16 protein-coding genes are annotated in these 17,604 nt (G+C 73.8%); 8 read left to right on the top strand and 8 right to left on the bottom strand.

Annotated features, from left to right (window positions below; genetic code table 11):
- Positions 1-410: 410 nt before the first annotated feature.
- Positions 411-1,409, bottom strand: a complete 999-nt coding sequence (locus tag ACFVVU_RS00295) for an alpha/beta hydrolase (RefSeq protein ID WP_387787159.1) — start codon at positions 1,407-1,409, stop codon at positions 411-413.
- A gap of 330 nt (positions 1,410-1,739) precedes the next feature.
- Positions 1,740-2,597 (bottom strand): helix-turn-helix domain-containing protein, encoded by an 858-nt coding sequence (locus tag ACFVVU_RS00290; RefSeq protein WP_380678998.1) that lies wholly within the window; start codon positions 2,595-2,597, stop codon positions 1,740-1,742.
- 551 nt (positions 2,598-3,148) lie between these two features.
- Between ACFVVU_RS00290 and ACFVVU_RS00285 the strand changes: the two genes are divergently transcribed.
- The 7 genes from ACFVVU_RS00285 (at position 3,149) to ACFVVU_RS00255 (ending at position 11,755) form a co-directional block, all read left to right on the top strand.
- A complete protein-coding gene (locus tag ACFVVU_RS00285; protein WP_387787155.1) occupies positions 3,149-5,896 on the top strand; it encodes an AAA family ATPase in 2,748 nt (915 codons plus the stop codon).
- 141 nt (positions 5,897-6,037) lie between these two features.
- Entirely contained in the window at positions 6,038-6,817 is a 780-nt protein-coding gene (locus ACFVVU_RS00280) for an alpha/beta fold hydrolase (RefSeq protein WP_387787152.1), read from the top strand.
- Positions 6,818-6,926: 109 nt separating this feature from the next.
- Positions 6,927-8,180, top strand: coding sequence for an ABC transporter substrate-binding protein (locus tag ACFVVU_RS00275; RefSeq protein ID WP_387787149.1), 1,254 nt, complete (start codon positions 6,927-6,929; stop codon positions 8,178-8,180).
- Positions 8,152-9,102 (top strand): carbohydrate ABC transporter permease, encoded by a 951-nt coding sequence (locus ACFVVU_RS00270; RefSeq protein ID WP_387787146.1) that lies wholly within the window; start codon positions 8,152-8,154, stop codon positions 9,100-9,102. The genes ACFVVU_RS00275 and ACFVVU_RS00270 overlap by 29 nt, the downstream gene beginning before the upstream one ends.
- Entirely contained in the window at positions 9,099-9,917 is an 819-nt protein-coding gene (locus ACFVVU_RS00265) for a carbohydrate ABC transporter permease (protein ID WP_387787143.1), read from the top strand. The genes ACFVVU_RS00270 and ACFVVU_RS00265 overlap by 4 nt, the downstream gene beginning before the upstream one ends.
- 119 nt (positions 9,918-10,036) lie before the next feature.
- Positions 10,037-11,023 (top strand): helix-turn-helix domain-containing protein, encoded by a 987-nt coding sequence (locus ACFVVU_RS00260; protein WP_380678980.1) that lies wholly within the window; start codon positions 10,037-10,039, stop codon positions 11,021-11,023.
- A 129-nt stretch (positions 11,024-11,152) separates the two neighbouring features.
- Positions 11,153-11,755, top strand: a complete 603-nt coding sequence (locus tag ACFVVU_RS00255; protein ID WP_380678977.1) for a DJ-1/PfpI family protein — start codon at positions 11,153-11,155, stop codon at positions 11,753-11,755.
- A 227-nt stretch (positions 11,756-11,982) separates the two neighbouring features.
- Here the strand turns inward: ACFVVU_RS00255 and ACFVVU_RS00250 are convergent, their stop codons facing one another.
- Genes ACFVVU_RS00250 through ACFVVU_RS00225 form a run of 6 tightly spaced genes read right to left on the bottom strand, consistent with a single transcriptional unit; the run spans position 11,983 to position 17,105 of the window.
- Positions 11,983-12,945, bottom strand: coding sequence for a sugar kinase (locus ACFVVU_RS00250; protein WP_380678974.1), 963 nt, complete (start codon positions 12,943-12,945; stop codon positions 11,983-11,985).
- Positions 12,942-13,571 (bottom strand): bifunctional 4-hydroxy-2-oxoglutarate aldolase/2-dehydro-3-deoxy-phosphogluconate aldolase, encoded by a 630-nt coding sequence (locus ACFVVU_RS00245; RefSeq protein WP_387787140.1) that lies wholly within the window; start codon positions 13,569-13,571, stop codon positions 12,942-12,944. The genes ACFVVU_RS00250 and ACFVVU_RS00245 overlap by 4 nt, the downstream gene beginning before the upstream one ends.
- Positions 13,572-13,581: 10 nt before the next feature.
- Positions 13,582-14,430, bottom strand: a complete 849-nt coding sequence (locus ACFVVU_RS00240) for a hypothetical protein (RefSeq protein ID WP_387787139.1) — start codon at positions 14,428-14,430, stop codon at positions 13,582-13,584.
- Positions 14,424-15,569, bottom strand: a complete 1,146-nt coding sequence (dgoD, locus tag ACFVVU_RS00235) for a galactonate dehydratase (RefSeq protein WP_387787137.1) — start codon at positions 15,567-15,569, stop codon at positions 14,424-14,426. Before dgoD ends, ACFVVU_RS00240 begins: the two co-directional genes overlap by 7 nt.
- Positions 15,566-16,282, bottom strand: coding sequence for a FadR/GntR family transcriptional regulator (locus ACFVVU_RS00230; protein WP_380678962.1), 717 nt, complete (start codon positions 16,280-16,282; stop codon positions 15,566-15,568). The genes dgoD and ACFVVU_RS00230 overlap by 4 nt, the downstream gene beginning before the upstream one ends.
- 55 nt (positions 16,283-16,337) lie before the next feature.
- Positions 16,338-17,105 (bottom strand): SDR family NAD(P)-dependent oxidoreductase, encoded by a 768-nt coding sequence (locus ACFVVU_RS00225; RefSeq protein ID WP_387787134.1) that lies wholly within the window; start codon positions 17,103-17,105, stop codon positions 16,338-16,340.
- 187 nt (positions 17,106-17,292) lie between these two features.
- On the opposite strand from ACFVVU_RS00225, the gene ACFVVU_RS00220 reads away from it, so the two are divergent.
- The gene (locus ACFVVU_RS00220) at positions 17,293-17,598 is read left to right on the top strand and encodes a trypco2 family protein (protein WP_387787131.1); all 306 of its coding nucleotides are present in this window, start codon (positions 17,293-17,295) and stop codon (positions 17,596-17,598) included.
- The last annotated feature ends 6 nt before the right edge of the window (positions 17,599-17,604 follow it).

Genomic DNA, 17,604 nt, shown 5'->3' with positions numbered 1-17,604 from the left:
ACACCGGCTCGACGGGCCCGCGGTCCCGGGATCGTCATCGTGATCGGTGGACGGACGCCGACCACCGGCTGCCGTTGCGACGAAGGAGCTGACGAGGGTGGAGCCTGACCGCAAGGGCGTGCCGGAGGGGACGGGGAATCCGCTGTCGCCGCCGCTGAGCGGACGCGCCCGGGAACAGGAGGCGCTGGATCGGCTGTTGCTCGACGTGCGCCGCGGGCACAGCCGCGCGCTGGTCCTGCGCGGGGAGTGGCGTGCTGCGACATGGCACCTCCGGCACGAGTTCCTCCCGGAGGAGCTGCCCCCATCCTACGAACGGGAGAACCGGCCGAGCCGCGCGCTTTCGACGGGTGGGGGGTGCGGCCCGCGCCGGCCGGGCGGGCCGTGAGCCCGGCACGGCCGACGGCGCCGCCTCACCAGGCCCGGCGGTGCAGGGCCATGTGGACGGTGTCCATGGCCTGGAGCAGCGCGGCCCGGCTGGTCCCGGTGGGGTGGAGCGCGCCGACCAGCAGGAAACCGTGCATCACCCCCTGGTAGCGGGTCGATACCACCGGGACGCCGGCCGCGCGGAGCCTGGCGGCGTAGGCCTCGCCCTCGTCCCGCAGCACGTCGGCCTCCGCGGTGACCACGAGGGCCGGAGGAAGCCCCGCGAGCTGCTCCAAGGTGGCCCGCAGGGGCGCCGCGGTGGCCTCGGACCGGCGGGACGCGTCGGGCAGGTAGTCGTCCCAGAACCGGCGCATGTGCTCGCGGTGCAGGAAGTAGCCCGTCGCGAACCGGTGGTAGGAGGCGGTGTCGAAGTCCGCGTCGGTCACCGGGCAGAGCAGCACCTGGTGCAGCAGCCGCACGTCACCGCGGCGGCGCGCGAGCAGTGTCACGGCCGCCACCAGATTGGCGCCCGCGGAGTCGCCGACGGCGACGATCCGGTCCCCCGCCAGTCCGATCGCGCGGCCGTGCTCGTGGATCCAGCGGGCCGCCGCGTAGCACTGCTCGACGGCCACCGGATAGCGCGCCGCGGGCGCCCGGTCGTAGTCCACGTACACGACGGCGGCGTCCGCCCCGAGGGCGAAGTCCCGCACCATCCGGGCGTAGCAGGCGGCGTCGCCGAGCGACCAGCCCAGGCCCGGCAGGAAGAGCACCACCGGGGCCGGCTCGGAGGTGCCGGTGGGCCTGGTCACCTGAACGCGTACCCGGCCGGTCGGTCCGCAGGGCAGGACGAGCCACTCCGTCTCGGTGCCGTACGGATCGTCCGGCTCCTGGTCGGCGTCCGGCTTGACGCTCGAAAGGCTGTCGAGGGCGAGGAAGGAGAGGTCCGGCAGTTCCGTCGCCGCCGCGCCGGCGCGGGCGTCCAGAAACTCCTGGAGCTCCCGGTCGAGCACCAGTCTTCGGGCCCGGTCGGGCGTGGGGTCGGCCAACTCTGCTCTCCTGGCGTGATCGGAAAGGCGCTGCGCGCGGCACGTGCCCCGGGTGTCCACCCGGTCCACACCGAACGGAAGGTCACCCTCGGACGCCACGAGCACACGGCCCGACGCTACTGCCGGGAGTCGGCCCCAGTGGTCTGATCGTGCACGGATTCTATGCCGGGGCGAGCGCCTCGTCATCCGGCGGCGGTCCGCAGCTCACCCCGGGTCCGGGTTTCCTCCTGCTCGGCGGACCGGGCCGCCCGCCCCGTGTCGCGATCGTGCACGATGGGGCAAGCCCCGGTGCACGGGGAGAACAGCGCGCGGGGGGTCACATGCGCGGGGTCAGGAGGACCGACGGCCGTCGGCCTGTGCGGCGTAGGCCTGCCACTCCCGGGGCGAGATCCCGTAGGCGTCGCGGAAGGCGCGGCTGAAGTGGGAGTGGCTGACGAACCCCCACCGGTGCGCGACGGCGGCCACACTGGTCGACCGGCGGGACGGCCGCTCCAGTTCCCGGCGGCAGGCGTCCAGCCGGCGCTGCCGCACCCACTGACCCACGGTCGTGCCGTCCTGCTGGAACAGCTTGTGCAGGTAGCGCACCGAGATGTGCTGCGACCGGGCGATCGACTCCGGCGCCAGGCCGGGATCGGCGAGGTTCTCCTCGATGTGGGCGCGGATCCGCGCCAGCAGGTGCGCCGAGCCGCTCGGGTCCTCCGGGGCTTCGCGCTCCAGCAGTTCGGTGACCAGGACCGCGAGGATGTCGGAGGTGCTGCGCGCGAGGTAGTCGCCCGGCCGGGCCCGGTGCGCCCGCGCCCGGGTGGCGAGGGTCCGCAGGAGCTGCGAGGCGAGCGACCCGACCCCGTCGCTCCCCCGCGCCACCAGCCCGCCCGTCCGTCGGACGTCGTCGCGGCACACGCCCAGGTAGAAGCACGGCACGCGGTACCGGACCATCCGGCAGCCGGCGTCCCACAGCAGGCCCGCCGGGTGCGGGGAGGTGCCGATCAGCAGGTCCCCGGGAGCCAGCACGGTGCTGCTGCCGTGGCGCCGGACGAGGGCCGGACCGTCGACGTGCAGGACGACGTAGAGGCAGTCCTCGGGGTCGACGCCGGGAGGCGCGGAGAGGATGTCGATGCAGCCTTCGGTGTCCCGAGCGAGCCGGGGGTGCTCGTGCTCGGGGAGGGGAGCGGGTCCCGACGGGATCACAGGGGGCTCCGATCGGTTCGTGGGGTGCTGGGTCGGGGGACGGCCGCTCACTCACCGCACACCGTGATCAAGGTCGTCCCGGCGCCATTCATACAAGGACCGCAACAGGTAGACAAAAGTTCAACAATCGCGGCTTCCGCGGCGCGAACCGGTCCGGACGAGCCGCCGCCACGGTCGGCGCCCGCCCGCCGGACACGTTCGGGAAGGCGTCAGAACGCCTGCGGCGCAAGGGTCTTCGGCCCGGAGCGGCACGGCGACGGCAGCCGGCGCGGCCCGCCGGACCGGCCAGGCACGCCGGCCGGGCGCCCCCGTTCCGTCCCCTTCCGCCACCGATCGGTGCGCAGACCGGCGCGTCGTGGTGCACCGCCGGAACATCGACCGCCGACGCGCTTCCCGCGGCACCCCGCGAGGCCCCGCCCCACCCGGCACCCACGGACGGCGTACCCTCGGGTAGCCGCGAACGGCGGCCGGACAGGATCGTCCGCGAACATCGTCCGCGAACACGGGCGGAACCGGGCTCGGACAGGGCGAGTGCAAACGGGAAGGCGTCAATGGCAGGGTCGGGCGGTCCGCTGTCCCGCAGTGGCCTCCGCGGGCGGGAAGCCGAGCTCGAAGAGCTCCGGGCGCTGATCGCCTCGGTGGCCCGCACCGGAAGCGGCGGGCTGGCCCTGATCCAGGGGGAACCGGGCATCGGGAAGACCACCCTGCTTGCCGAGGCCGTCTCCCGGGCGAGGGCGGCGGGCTTCTCGGTCGGCCTCGGCCGGGCCGACGAACTGCACCACATCGTGCCGCTCTCCTCGCTGGCCGCCAGCCTCCTCCAGGGCGACCCGCCGCTGCTGCCCGGCGACGCCTTCGGCGACCTCGCCCGCCATCACGACCAGCGGATCTGGCTGGTGGAGCGCCTGGCGGAGGCGATCGAGGCCAGGGCCTGCAGCGCGCCGGTGCTGATCGGCCTGGACGACGTGCAGTGGGCCGACGCGCTCAGCCGGTTCGCCCTGCAACAGCTCCCGACCCGCCTGCGGACCTCGCCGGTCCTCTGGATCCTGACCGGGCGACGGGAGCCCGCCGGACCGGCGGAGGAGGTCCTCGCGGCCGTGACCGGCAGCCTGCCGACGGTGACGGTGTCCCTGGGCCCGCTGTCCGGCGCGGCCATCGGTCAGCTGGCCGACGACACCCTCGACACGGCGGTCGACCCCTGGGTGCGCGACCTGCTCGACGGCGCCGGCGGGAACCCGTTCCTGGCCGTCGAGATGCTGGCCGGGCTGCGGACCGTCGACACCTCGGCGGAGGTCGTGCCCTCCCGGCTCGTGGTGGGCGTGCGCGCCCGCCTCAAGTCCCTGCGGCCGGAAACGCTGCGCTTCCTCCAGATGGGAGCGGTGCTCGGACGCCGGTTCGGCTTCCCCGAGGCCGCCGCGCTCTGCGACCGGCCCGCCGCCGCGCTGATCCCGGCCCTCGAAGAGGCCGTGCGGGCCGAACTCCTGGACGACGACGGCGAGCAGCTGGTCTTCCGGCACGACCTGCTGCGCCAGGCGGTCTACGCCGACATCCCGCCATCAGCCCGGAAGGCCCTGCACCGTGAGGCGGCGCACCGCCTGGTCGCCGCGGGCCGGCCGCCGGCCGACGCGGTGCCGCACCTCCTCCGGGGCTCGCTGCCCGGGGACGAGGAGGCGGTGGCGCTGCTGCGGCGGGCGGCCGACGACGTGCTGCCGGTCACCCCGGGCCTGGCCGCCGACCTCATCACGCGCGCCCTCGACCTGGTGCCCGCGCCGGGGCCGCTGAGGTTCTCCGTGGGCGAGCAGGCGATCCTCACCCTGACCCGGGCCGGCCGGAACCGGGAGGCGCTGTCGGCGGGCGACCGGCTGCTGGCCGAGCGTCCGCCGCTGGAGGTGTTCGGCCGACTCCAGGCCGCCCTCGGCGGGACGCTGTGGACCATGGACCTCACCGAGGAACTGCGCCGCCGCACCGAAGCCTCCCTCGCCGTGGGCGGCGCCGCCCCGGAGGTCTGCGCGCGGCTGGCCGCCCTGCGCGCCCTGGCGCTGTCCCGGGGCCGCGATCTCGCCGCGGCGCGCGAGGCCGGCGAGGGCGCGCTGCGCGACGCCACCGCGGCCGGGGACCGCGAGGCCCATGTGCTGGCCCTCTCCGGACTCGGCGAGATCGCGCTGAACGCGGGTGAGAACGCGCTCGCGTTGGCGCGCTTCGCGGCGCTGAGCGCCATCGATTCCATGTTCCTCCCCGAGGAGATCGTCGCGCACCTGCACCTGGACGACTTCGGGTCCGCCGAACGCCTGCTCCTGCGGGCGGCCGACGAGGCCGGGACGATGCGTCAGGCCATGCTGCTCTGGGCGCAGGGCCAGCACGATCTGGGCCTCGGCCTGCTCGACGACGCCGATGCCGGCCTCGCGACCATGGAGCGCCTGGAGAACGAGGTGCGGATCCCCGTCCAGCAGGTGAACGGCCGCGTGATCCGCTCCCGGACCGCCCTGCTGCGCGGCGACCGGGAGGCGGCGCGGGAGCACCTGGCCGCGGCGCGGGAAGGACTCGCGGTCAAGCCGAACCCCGGCAACACGGCCGCGGTCCGCTTCCTGGAGGCCGTCCACGCCGAGGCCGAGGGGGACACCGGGCTCGCCGTCGACCGGATCCACCAGGTCCAGCGGGAAGGCTCCTTCATGCGCTGGCGACTGCTGCGGGACTGGGTCGACTCCGCGGTCCGGATGTCCCTGCGCGACGGGAACCACGAGCTCGCCGAGGACCTCGCCGCGCAGGCCGAGGCCCACGCGGAGCGCAACCCGTCCGTGCCGACCGCCACCGGCATCGCCGCGCAGGCCCGCGGACTCGTGGAGAACGACCCCGCCCTGCTCGAACACTCCGTGGAACTGCTCGCCGCGAGCCCTCGTCCGCTGGCCCGGGCCGCCGCGTACGCCGACCTCGGGCGGGCGTTCCTGGCGGCGGGGCGCAAGGACCGGGCGGTGGCCGCACTGGCGAACGCGCGCGGCACGTTCGCCGAGGCGGGCGCGCACGCCGCGGCGGCACGCCTGCAGCGCGCGCTCGACGGTGCCGGAGCCGGCGGCCGGCGGGCGGCCGGCGCGCCGCGTCCCGTCCAGGGCTGGGCGTCGCTCACGGCCTCCGAGGAGAAGGTCGCACGCCTCATCGCCCAGGGCCACACCAACCGGTCGGCCGCCGACACGCTGGTGGTGTCCCCGCACACGGTCAACACCCATCTGACGTCCGTCTTCCGCAAGCTGTCGATCAGCTCCCGGGTCCAGCTCGCCAACATGGTCACGTCCCTGCCCGACCACTGACCGGAACCACTGACCGGGACCACTGACCGGGACCGGACCGGGAGCGACGGGAACGGGTTGGTACGTTCACGCGATGCCCGGACGCGCCCGGGCTCGGTTGACTGGGGCGTCCACTCCCCCGCCCGGCGGAAGGCCACCGGCATGTACCGCGCCACCCCCGTCCGGCCGACCGTCGTCCTGGTGCACGGAGCGTTCAGCGACGCCTCGTGCTGGGCGGGGGTCGCCGAGCGGCTCCACGCCGCCGGACTGGCCGTGCGCGCCCCCGAGAACCCGCTGCGCGGTCTGGAGCAGGACGCGGAGCGCCTCAAGAACGTGCTCCGGGACGTCGACGGCCCCGTCGTACTGGTCGGCCACGGCTACGGCGGCGCGGTCGTCACCCACGCGGCGACCGATGCCGAGAACGTCGTGGCCCTCTGCTACGCCGCCGCGTTCGGCCTCGACACCGGCGAGTGCGTCCGGGACATCTCGAACCGCTTCGCCCCCCGGCCAGTGTCCGACGCGACCGTCGCCGCGCTCCTTCCCGGCGGCCCCGGCGGCGGACTGCACCTCCGTGAGGATCGCTTCCCCCGCCTGTACGCCGCCGACCTGCCGCCCGCGACCGCGCGGACCCGGGCCGCGGCGCAGCGCCCGATCGCCCCCGGCGCGCTGACCACCGGATCGGGCCCGCCGGCCTGGTCCTCCCGACCGTGCTGGTACGCCATCGCGACCGCCGACCGCATGCTCGATCCCGCCGCCCAACGCTTCATGGCCCAGCGCATGGCGGCCACCGAGTACCTGCTGGACGCCTCGCACGCCGTGGTGCTGTCCCAGCCCGACGCCGTGGCGGCGATGATCCGGGAGGCCGTCGAGCACACCGGCGACGACGGTGCGCGGCAGGGCTTCCGGACACCGGGAGCAGACGGAACCCCGGGGGGTGTTTAAATGGCGTTCAAACGGAAGAGCCCGGCTGGGCCGTCTGTGACGGCACTCACTCTTCCCTCCCCACGCACGACCGACCCCGGTCACCCCGCCACCCCGTGAAGGCACCAGCATGATGTCACCGGCCAGCTCGTCGGTGCGGCGGATCGCCGCCCTCCTGACCGGAACCGCCGTCCTGGCGCCGGCCCTCGCCGGGTGCGGTGCCGGCACCGGCTCCCGGTCCGCCGAGGGCGAGGTCACCTCGATCACCGCGCTCGACTACTACACCGACGAGCCCGAGCACGCCCAGTGGGGCGAACTGCTCGACGCGTGCGGCCGGAGCGCCGGTGTGAAGGTCGAGCAGACCAGCGTCCCGGGGGCGTCCCTCATCCCCAAGGTCCTCCAGCAGGCCTCGTCGCGGACCCTGCCCGATCTGCTGATGCTCGACAACCCCGACCTCCAGCAGATCGCCCGGACCGGCGCGCTGGCCCCGCTGGACGAGTTCGGCATCGACGCCGACGGGTTCGCCGAGGGCATCCGGTCGGCGGGCACCTACCAGGGAAAGGTGTACGGACTGGCCCCCAACGTCAGCACCGTCGCCCTCGTCTACAACAAGGACATGCTCGCCGAGGCCGGCGTCGCCGTGCCGAGGACCTGGGACGAGCTGAAGACGGCAGCCGCCGCGCTGACCCGCCCCGGGCGCTACGGCATGGCGGTCGACGCGAACGCGACCTTCGAGGGCACCTGGCAGTTCCTGCCCTTCCTCTGGTCCAACGGCGGCGACGAGCGGCAGCTGGACACGCCCCAGGCCGCCCAGGCGCTCCGGCTCTGGGTCGACCTGGTGAACGGCGGGTCGATGTCGAAGTCCGTGCTGAACTGGACGCAGGCCGACGTCCACGACCAGTTCGTCGCCGGGAAGACCGCCATGATGATCAACGGCCCGTGGCGGATCCCGGCCCTGAACCAGCAGGCGGGCCTGCACTGGGACGTGGCGCCCGTGCCCGTCCCGCAGTTGGGCCGAACCGCGGTCACGCCGCTCGGCGGCGAGGTGTGGACGGTCCCCAAGGGCCCGTCCAAGGCCCGGCAGGAGAAGGCCGCCCAGGTCCTCGCCTGCCTGAACACCTCCTCGAACATGCTCACCCTGGCCAAGGACCACTTCACCGTTCCCTCCCGCACCGCGGCGGCCGCCGAGTACGCCGCGCAGACCCCGTCGATGGCCGCCTTCGTCCGGAGCGTGGAAGCGGCACGCGCCCGGACCACCGAGCTCGGCGTCGACTGGCCCGCCGCCGCCACGGCGATCTACACCGCGGTCCAGTCCGCGCTGACGGGTGAGCGGACCCCGGAGGAAGCCCTCAGGCATGCGCAGCGGCTCGCGACCGGCAACTGACCGGCTCCCGACGCGGTTCACGGCGCGGTTCGCGGAGCGGGCGGCGCAGTGGATGTTCATCGCGCCGGCCGCGGCCTACCTGGTGCTGTTCTTCGGCGTTCCGCTCGTCCGGAACATCGTGATGAGCTTCCAGCAGTACACGGTCACGAGCTTCCACACGGGTGACGCGCCGTTCGTCGGACTGCGGAACTACGCGGGGGTCCTCTCCTCGCAGCTGTTCCCCGGGACCGTGCTGACCACGGTCCTGTTCACCGTCGGCTCGGTCCTGGGGCAGTTCGCGCTCGGTCTGGCCTTCGCCCTGTTCTTCCGGCGCCGCTTCCCGCTCAACAACGTCCTGCGCTCACTCCTCCTGCTGCCCTGGCTGCTGCCGCTGGTCGCCTCCGGAACCGCCTGGCGGTGGATGCTCGACACCGACACGGGAGCCGTCAACGCGGTGCTGCGCGGCCTGCACCTCTCGTCCTCCGGCGTCCCCTGGCTCACCGGCACCTCGCAGGCGCTGGTCTCGGTGATCCTCGTCAACATCTGGGTCGGCGTCCCCTTCAACACCGCGCTCCTGTACGGCGGTCTGCAGGAGATCCCCACCCAGCTGTACGAGGCGGCGCAGCTGGACGGCGCCGGGCGGCTCGCCTCGTTCCGCCACATCACCTGGCCGCTGCTGCGGCCCGTGGTGGGCGTCGTGCTGGTGCTGGGCGTGGTCTACACGCTCAAGGTGCTGGACATCATCCTGGTGGTGACGGGCGGCGGACCCGCCAACGCCACGGAGACCCTCGCCACCCAGTCATACGAGCTGTCCTTCCGACAGTTCGACTTCGGACGCGGTGCCGCGATGAGCAACCTGCTCGTGATCCTGTCCTTCGTGTTCGCCCTCGTCCACCTGCGCACCGGCAAGCGCGCCCGGACCGCCGGGGAGGGGACCTCGTGAAGCGCGCGCCCGGCCGCCGCGGACGGCTGTCCACCCTCGTCGGAACCGCCCTGCTCGCGCTGATGCTCTTCCCCGTCTACTGGATGGTGAACGCCTCCCTCCAGCCGGCCGGCGGCACCGCGCGGGGAGCGTGGTTCCCGCTCGACCCCGACTTCGGCGGATACACCACCGCGCTGCGCGACCAGGGGCCCAACCTCGTCACCAGCCTCGTCGTGTCCCTCGGCAGTGTCGTGCTCAGCCTCGCGCTCTCCGCACCGGCGGCCTACGCCCTGGCCCGGTTCCGGCTGCGCGGGACGAGACTCGTGCTCCTCTGTGTCCTGGTCACCCAGATGGTGCCGGGCATCGTCGTGGCCAACGCGCTCTACGGCGCCTACAACGACCTGGGACTCCTGAACTCCCGCCTCGGACTGGTCCTCGCCGACTCCACCATGGGGATCCCCTTCACGATCCTCGTCCTGCACGCGTTCATGCGGAGCATTCCCGGGGAGATCATCGAGGCCGCGCGCGTGGACGGCGCCGGCCCGCTGCGGGTCTTCCGCTCCGTGGTGCTGCCCCTGAGCAGGAACGCCCTGATCACCTCCGCCGTCTTCACCTTCCTCTTCGCCTGGGGCGACCTCCTCTTCGCCCTCACCCTGACCACCACCGACCCGGTCCGGCCGATCACCCTGGGCGTCTACCAGTACCTCGGTGCCCACACGAACCAGTGGAACGCCGTCATGGCCACCACGGTCCTGGCCTCCGTTCCCGCCGCCGTGCTGCTCGTCCTCGCCCAACGCCACCTCACCGCCGCCGCCACCGACGGCGCCCTCAAGTGAGGGGCGGCTCGGACCGGCCCGGTCCGAGCCCACACCTAGTAGGTTCACGCGATGTGCCGCCGGCGGCCGGCTGGCAGGGTGGTGTGCCGGAAGGCACACCAGCGGAAGGACCGGAGTCCATGGCACCCGGCGTTCAGGACGTCAAGGAGGGGAGCGCGTTCCTCTCCACCGCGCGCCTGTCCGCCTCCGACCGGGCTGAGGTCTGGCACGAGACGGTGGCCCGCACCTTCATGCCGATGACGGTGCGCTTCCTCGAAGAGGTGCCGTCCCCCGGAACGATCGTCAGCCATCAGCTGGGCCCGGTGCGGATATCGCGGATCGAGGCGGGACCGCAGATGGTCACCCGCGGCACGCGCATGATCGCCGCAGGCGGGCCTCCGTCGCTCATCCTGAGCTTCCAGGAGCGCGGCACCGCGCTCAAGGAACAGGACGGGCGGAAGTCGCTCATCCGGCCGGGCGAGTTCTCCCTCACCGATTCGTCCCGCGTCTTCCGCAAGCAGATCGACGAGGACTTCGCCTTCACCTCCTTCCACTTCCCCCGCGCGGAGCTGGACGTCCCGGAGAAGGCTCTGCGGGGCCTGACCGCGACGGCGTTCAACCGCTCCGACGGCAGCGCCGCGCTCCTGGCGACCTATCTGACGCAGATGGCGCGCGAGGCGGAGCGGCTGGACGAGGGCGTCGGACGCCGGGCCGCGGCGACGGCGCTCGACCTGCTGGCGATGCTCGTCGACGAGCGCAGCGGGAGCGCCCGGCCGCAGGAGTCACAGAGCGCGGCCTCGTTGGAACGGGTCAAGGACCACATCCTGCGCAACCTCCGCGATCCCGACCTCTCACCGTCCAGGATCGCCGAGGCGAACTACATGTCGCTCCGCTTCCTCCACAAGCTGTTCCAGCAGGAGGGCGTCACCCTCGGCACCTGGATCCGCACCCAGCGGCTGGAGCGCTGCAGCCGGGACCTCCTGCGACCGATGGCCGAGGATCTCGGGGTGGCGGGGATCGCCCGGCGCTGGGGCTTCACCAACTCCAGCCACTTCAGCCGCACCTTCCGCGAGGCGTACGGCGTGTCCCCGCGGGACTGGCAGACCGGCGTCAGGCCGACGGACTGACGCGCCCGCCGCCGCCCCGCCTCCGTCAGCGGTCAGCCGGACCGACTCCTGCTCGCTGCCGAAGTCGCGCCGCGTCGACCCCGGCCAACCACTGGCGATGGCTCCCGCGGCTCTGCTTCGATGGCGCCCATGAGTGACGAAGGACTCCGCCGGATCGCGATCCTGCTCTTCCCCGACGTCGAGGAACTGGACGCCGTCGGCCCGTGGGAGGTGCTCTCCTACTGGACGCGCAAGTTCCCCGAGGACGGCTGGCGCGTCGACTGCGTCTCACGGGACGGGGCTCCGGCGCACTGCGCCAAGGGCCTCACGATCCTGCCGCACTTCTCCCGCGACGAGATGCCGCCCGCCGACGTCGTCCTGCACCCCGGCGGGCAGGGCACCCGGCCGCTGATGGAGGACGAGGACCACCTCGCGTGGGTGCGCAAGCTCTCCGAGGAGGCCTCGCTGACCACCAGCGTGTGCACCGGCGCGCTGGTGCTGGCCAAGGCCGGTCTGCTGCGCGGCCGCGCGGTCACCACCCACCGGACGTCGCTCGACCTGCTCGCCGAACTGGAGCCCACGGCCGAGGTCCGCCGGGACTCCCGCTTCGTCGACGACGGCGACCTCATCACCTCCGCGGGCATCTCCGCCGGGATCGACATGGCGCTGCACCTGGTGGCGCGGCTGCACTCGGTCGAGCGGGCGCGCCAGGTCCGCCACGGCATCCAGTACGACCCCGAGCCGCCGGTCTAGCCGGCGGCGGGGGCCGCGGGCGCCGGTGCTTCGCCACCGGGTCCTCGGGCCCTGCCCCGTCCTCCGGGCGGGCGAGCCGGTCCATGGTCCCGTCCGGTGCGACCAGAGCGATGCCGGACCTGGGCGGCGGTGGTGTCGGAGCAGGGCATGCGGTCGCCTCATGGCTGATTCAGCACGGATTACCCGAGGGTCGGGCTGCCCCGTGGTCGGGCGCTCCCATGGTCGGGCTATCTCAGGGTCGTGCCGGCGGGGCGGTCGAGCAGTGCGAGGTCGGCGCGCGAGGGCAGGCCCTCCCAGTCGCCGCGTGAGGCGACGGCGAACGCCCCGGTGCTGGTCGCCCGGTCGAGGCGGGCCTCGGCGTCGAGGCCGTCGAGCCGGCCGGAGAGGTAACCGGCGACAAACGCGTCACCCGCTCCGACGACGTCCACCACGGGCACCCGGCGGGCCGGCACACTGACCCGGCCGGCCGCCGTGGTGACGGTCGCGCCGTCGCCGCCCCTGGTGATCACCACGTCGCGGCGGCCCTGGGCGAGCAGCGCGGCAACGGCTTCCTCCTCGGGGAGCGAGGGGTCCTCGCAGACCAGGTGCAGTTCGTCGGCCGAGGCGACGAGGACGTCGGCGGACCGGGCGAGCGGCAGGAGGACCGAGCGCGCCCGGGCGGGACTCCACAGCCGGGAGCGGTAGTTGACGTCGAGGCAGACGGTCGCGCCGAGTGCGCGGGCGTGGTGGGCGGCGGCAACGACGGCGTCGGCGGCCGTGGTGCTCAGCGCCGGGGTGATGCCGGTGAGGTGCAGCAGTCGCAGGCCGGGGGCGAGCGCGGGCAGGACGTCCTCGGCCCGGAGTGCGGATCCGGCCGAGCCGTGGCGGTGGTAGGAGACCTGGACGAGGTCTCCGACGCGTTCCTCCCGTGCCATCAGTCCCGTGGGCCGGCCGTCCGGGTCGGTCCGGGCATGGCTGATGTCGACGTCCTCGGCGCGCAGGGTCCGCAGCACCAGGGCGCCGAACTCGTCGTCGCCGACGCGGCCCACCCAGCCCGCGCGGTGCCCGAGCCGGGCCAGGCCGATCGCCACAGTGGACTCGGCGCCGGCCACGGAGAGCCGCATCGGGGCGCCGAGCCGGATCGGGCCGGTGGCACGCAGGGCGGCCATGGTCTCGCCGACGGTGACGACCTCGGGAAGCGTGGCGGTCATGCGGCCGCCGCCGTCCCGGCCAGGCGGTCGCGCCAGTGGGCGGCGCGGGCTCGCAGCGCGGCGAGGTCGCCGCCGCGGGCCGCGTCGCCGATCAGCGGTGAGCCGACTCCGACCGCGACCGCGCCGGCCGCGAGGTAGGCGAGGGCGAGGTCGGCGTCGATTCCGCCGACGGGGACGAAGGGCACCGCGGGGAACGGGTCGCGCAGCGCCTTCAGGAAACCCGGGCCGCCGAGCGAGGCAGGAAAGAGCTTGACCGCGAGGGCGCCGTGCTGCCGGGCGGCGATCACCTCGGACGGGGTCAGGGCGCCGATCAGCAGCGGGAGTTCACCGAGGTCGCCGGGGCGCAGAGCGCCACCGAGCCCGGGGGTGACGAGGAAGCCGGCGCCCGCGGCGGCGGCGCGGGCCGCGTCCTCGGCGGTCACGACGGTCCCGGCACCGAGTACGGCGTCGGCACCGAGCTCGTGCCGGGCCCGCTCGATCACCCACGGGGCGTCGTGCGTGGTCAGGGACACCTCGACGGCCGTGATGCCCTCCTGTGCGAGGGTGAGGACGGTGCGCAGCGCCGCTTCGCGGTCGGTGCCGCGCACGATGGCGAGGGTGCGGTGCGGTAGTGCGTCGAGATCCATGGGGGTCTTCTCAGCTCGCGCGGGCGGTGGCGGTGATCCGCAGCTCCCAGCGCAGTTCTCCTGCGGCGGGCACGATGGCGGCGTCGGCCGGACCGGCGTCGGCGAGGTCGAAGACCGCGCCGAGCATGGGTTCGACACCGATGCTGCGGTAGGGGGCGGGGAGGGGGAACCCGCCGAGGTTGCGCCAGAGCGCGACCGAGACGGGCACGGCGGCGTCGCTGTGCAGGGAGAGGGTCAGGGTGTCCGGGCCGTCGGTGACGGTCACGCCCGGGCAGTCGGTGAGGACGGCGCCGAGGGCGGTGCCGTCGTCGGGCCCGAGCCGGTCCAGTGGCAGGCCACCCGGGATGGGCCAGCTGCCCGTCAGATGGCGGGCGCCGGTGGGCCAGGGGCGGTCGATCAGGTGGGCCGCCTCGGGGAAGAGCCTGGTGGGCGTGCCGGTGGGGGCGGTCAGCCGGGCACCGGGGCCGACGTCGAGCAGGGCGTGCGCGGCCCAGACGAAGCGGTAGCCCGGGTCGGCGGACAGCCGGTAGGCGGCCCGCAGCCCGGCGGCGCCCCGGTCGATGTGGCGGCGCAGCCGGAAGTCGGGGCAGTCCAGCACGTCGGTCGCGCCGACGCGCCGCCAGGGCCGGGACCAGGCGTCGCCGTGGTCGGGCGTGCCGCGCACGGTGGGGACGCACTCCTCCAGGCCGCCGACGTCGACGAAGGCGTCGCCGGGGGCGACGGTGTCGCGCGCCGGATCGGGCCGGTGCCAGAGCCATTCGCGACGGCCGGCCCGCAGCGAGGTCCACCGGCCGCCGTGGGCGAGGTCGGTGCGGACGTCGATCGGCAGGGTGGCCGGTGCCGGGTCGTCGGTCACCATTCCGCGAACGCTCCGTCCTCGTGGTGCCAGACGGGGTTGCGCCAGCGGTGGCCGGCCTCGGCGGCGCGTCGTACCGCGTGCTCGTCGATGTCGATGCCCAGGCCCGGTCCGGTGGGGCGGGCGGCGTGGCCGTCGACGAAGCGGAACGGGGTGGGGTCGAGGAGGTGGTCGAGCAGGTCGTTGCCGCGGTTGTAGTGGATGCCGAGGCTCTGTTCCTGGATGAGGAAGTTGGGTGTGGCGAAGGCGATCTGGAGGCTGGCGGCGAGCGCGATCGGCCCGAGCGGGCAGTGCGGGGCCAGCGCGACGTCGTACGTCTCGGCGAGAGCGGCGATGCGCCGCACCTCGGAGATCCCGCCGGCGTGCGAGAGGTCGGGCTGGGCCACGGCGATGCCGGAGGCCAGGACGTCGCGGAAGTCCCAGCGGGAGAAGAGCCGTTCGCCCACCGCGATCGGCACCGAGCTGGACTCGACCACGCGGCGCAGGTCGCGGGAGTGCTCCGGGAGGACGGGCTCCTCGACGAACAGCGGCTGGAGCGGTTCCAGCAGCGGGAGCAGTCTGCGGGACATGGCGGTGGACATCCGGCCGTGGAAGTCGACCGCCACGTCGCGGTCGTCGCCGAGGGCTTCGCGGACGGCGGCCACCCGGTCGACGACCTCCCGGGTGCGGGCCGGGGTGTCGATGTGCCGGAGCCGTCCGGAGCCGTTCATCTTGACGGCCGTGAACCCGGCTTCGGCCTGGGCGCGGGCCTGCTCCGCGACATCGGCGGGGCTGTCTCCGCCGATCCAGGCGTAGACCCGTACGCGGTCGCGCACCGGACCGCCGAGCAGCTGGTGGACGGGGACGCCGTGGACCTTTCCGGCGATGTCCCACAGCGCCTGGTCGATGCCCGCGACCGCGCTGGAGAGCACCGGCCCGCCCCGGTAGAAGCCCCCCTTGGTGAGGACCTGCCAGTGGTGCTCGATCCGCAGCGGGTCCCGGCCGATCAGGTGGTCGGAGAGTTCGTGCACGGCGGCGCGGACGGTCTCGGCGCGCCCCTCGACGACGGGCTCCCCCCAGCCGGTGACGCCCTCGTCCGTCGCGACGCGCAGGAAGAGCCAGCGCGGCGGGACGAGGAACGTCTCCAGTGCCACGATCCTCATCCCGGGTCTCCCTGGCAGGTCGTGCGGAGGAGGTCGTGCAGGTCGTCCGTGGCCTGGGTCAGCAGCCCGGCCACGGCCTCGGCCGCGGCGCCGGGGTCCTGGGCGCGAACGGCCTCCAGGACCGCGCGGTGCGCGGGAAGGGGGTCGGCCCAGGACTCGGCGCCGTGCACGATCCGGTCGCGGACGCGTAGGCCCGCTTCGATGACCACGTCCATCCGGGTCAGCAACTCGTTGTGGGCGGCGGCCAGGAGGGTGCGGTGGAAGAGCAGGTCGGCCTCCACCAGGGCGTCGGCGTCGTCACCGGCCGCGGCCATCCGGTCCAGTGCCTCGGTGAGCCGGGCCAGGTCGTCGTCGTCGCGGCGCCGGGCGGCCAGTCGGGCGGCGGCCGGTTCGACGATGGAGCGGACCTCGGCCAGGTTGTCGAGGAAGCCCTCGTGCGGAACGCTCCGGCCCTGCCAGCGCAGCAGGTCGCTGTCCAGCAGGCTCCAGTCGGAGCGCGGGCGCACGTAGGTGCCGCGCTTCTGGCGCGACTCGATCAGCCCTTTGGCGGCGAGGACGCGCAGGGCCTCGCGGACGACGGTCTTGCTGACGCCGAGTTCGTGCTCGATCCGCTCCGGGTACAACGAGGTCCCCTGCGGGTAGGTGCCACGGACGATCCGCTCGCCGAGGATCTCCACGGCCTGTCCGTGCAGTCCGCGTGGGGGTCGGTTCACGTGCTCGCTCCAGTTCGAAGATGTGCGGCCGCTCGGCCGAAGCCGATCATCCCCTTCATGCCGAGGCCTTGACGACGGACCAGCCACCGTCCACCACGAGGGTGGTGCCGGTGATGTACGAGGCGTCGGAGGAGGCCAGGAAGGCCACGGCCGCGGCGACCTCCTCGGGTCGGCCGAAGCGCTTGGCGGCGGTCCCGGCGACGCTGGCGGCCCGGGCCCGCTCGTCGACGCGGTCCCAGGCCGCCGTCATGATCGGGCCGGGGAGCACGGTGTTCACCCGGACCTGCGGACCGTACTCGACGGCGAGTTGACGGCCCATGGAACACAGGGCGCCCTTGGCCGCGGCGTACGCGGGGTGGCCCGGGATGCCGACGAGCGCGTGCACCGACGAGGTCAGCACCAGCGCGCCCTCACCCGTCCGCAGCCGCCCCGCGAAGGCGCGCACGGCGAGCCAGGAGGCCTTGAGCGTGACGGAGAGCTGCCGGTCCCACTCCGCTTCGGTGAGCTCGTGAGCCGGCTTGACGGTCACGGTGAAGGCGTTGCTCACCAGCACGTCCAGTCGCCCGTAACGGTCCTGGACGTGTGCGGCCAGTTCGTCCCACACCGCGGCGGCGGACACGTCACCGTGACGGTACTCGGCCCGGCCGCCCTCCCGGGCGATGGACTCGACCAGCGCCCGGCCGGCTTCGTCGTCGAGGTCGACGGCGATCACCGCGGCGCCCTCGGCGGCCAGCCGCCGAACCGTCGCGGCGCCGATGCCGTTGGCGGCGCCGGTGACCAGTGCGACCCGGTCCTGGAATCTGCGGCCTGTCTGCTCGGGCATGGCCTCACCGTAGCCCTTGGCATTAATGATGGAAATATCTCGCGCAGGACACGGTGGCCGTGGGCTTCGACGACAGGGTCCGACACTGTCGGGCCGCACCCGCAACAAGCCGCGCATACTCCTGACGCACCCTCATGGGATCGAATATCATCGGACATCCGAGTCACGGACGGGTGGGGAGCGGATCATGACCGAGATCGGATTGGCCCAGGCCATCGAGCAGTTGAAGACCGAACTCCAGCAGGCCATCACGGCCAATGAGCCCGGGTCCCTCCAGTTCCCGGTGAAGGGCGTGGAGATCGAGCTGCAGGTCGGCGTCACCAAGGAGGGCGGCGCGAACGGCGGCATCAAGCTTCACGTGCTGTCGCTCGGCGCCTCCGGCAAGTACGCGAAGGAGTCCGTCCAGACGATCAAGCTGTCGCTCGGCGCGCCGGTCACGGCGACCGGGGAGCCCGTCAAGGTCTCCGAGCGGGCCAAGACGCTGCCCAAGTGAGCAGAC

The organism is Kitasatospora sp. NPDC057965, from assembly GCF_042887135.1.
Classification (GTDB): domain Bacteria; phylum Actinomycetota; class Actinomycetes; order Streptomycetales; family Streptomycetaceae; genus Kitasatospora.
Note: the sequence above shows the minus strand (reverse complement) of the source record. Positions and strands in the feature narration are given on the sequence as shown.

Coding starts and splice junctions, on each gene's coding strand:
- ACFVVU_RS00285 (WP_387787155.1), top strand. CDS start 3,149: ATGGCAGGGTCGGGCGGTCCGCTGTCCCGCAGTGGCCTCCGCGGGCGG.
- ACFVVU_RS00280 (WP_387787152.1), top strand. CDS start 6,038: ATGTACCGCGCCACCCCCGTCCGGCCGACCGTCGTCCTGGTGCACGGA.
- ACFVVU_RS00275 (WP_387787149.1), top strand. CDS start 6,927: ATGATGTCACCGGCCAGCTCGTCGGTGCGGCGGATCGCCGCCCTCCTG.
- ACFVVU_RS00270 (WP_387787146.1), top strand. CDS start 8,152: ATGCGCAGCGGCTCGCGACCGGCAACTGACCGGCTCCCGACGCGGTTC.
- ACFVVU_RS00260 (WP_380678980.1), top strand. CDS start 10,037: ATGGCACCCGGCGTTCAGGACGTCAAGGAGGGGAGCGCGTTCCTCTCC.
- ACFVVU_RS00255 (WP_380678977.1), top strand. CDS start 11,153: ATGAGTGACGAAGGACTCCGCCGGATCGCGATCCTGCTCTTCCCCGAC.
- ACFVVU_RS00250 (WP_380678974.1), bottom strand. CDS start 12,945: ATGACCGCCACGCTTCCCGAGGTCGTCACCGTCGGCGAGACCATGGCC.
- ACFVVU_RS00245 (WP_387787140.1), bottom strand. CDS start 13,571: ATGGATCTCGACGCACTACCGCACCGCACCCTCGCCATCGTGCGCGGC.
- ACFVVU_RS00240 (WP_387787139.1), bottom strand. CDS start 14,430: ATGGTGACCGACGACCCGGCACCGGCCACCCTGCCGATCGACGTCCGC.
- dgoD (WP_387787137.1), bottom strand. CDS start 15,569: ATGAGGATCGTGGCACTGGAGACGTTCCTCGTCCCGCCGCGCTGGCTC.
- ACFVVU_RS00225 (WP_387787134.1), bottom strand. CDS start 17,105: ATGCCCGAGCAGACAGGCCGCAGATTCCAGGACCGGGTCGCACTGGTC.
- ACFVVU_RS00220 (WP_387787131.1), top strand. CDS start 17,293: ATGACCGAGATCGGATTGGCCCAGGCCATCGAGCAGTTGAAGACCGAA.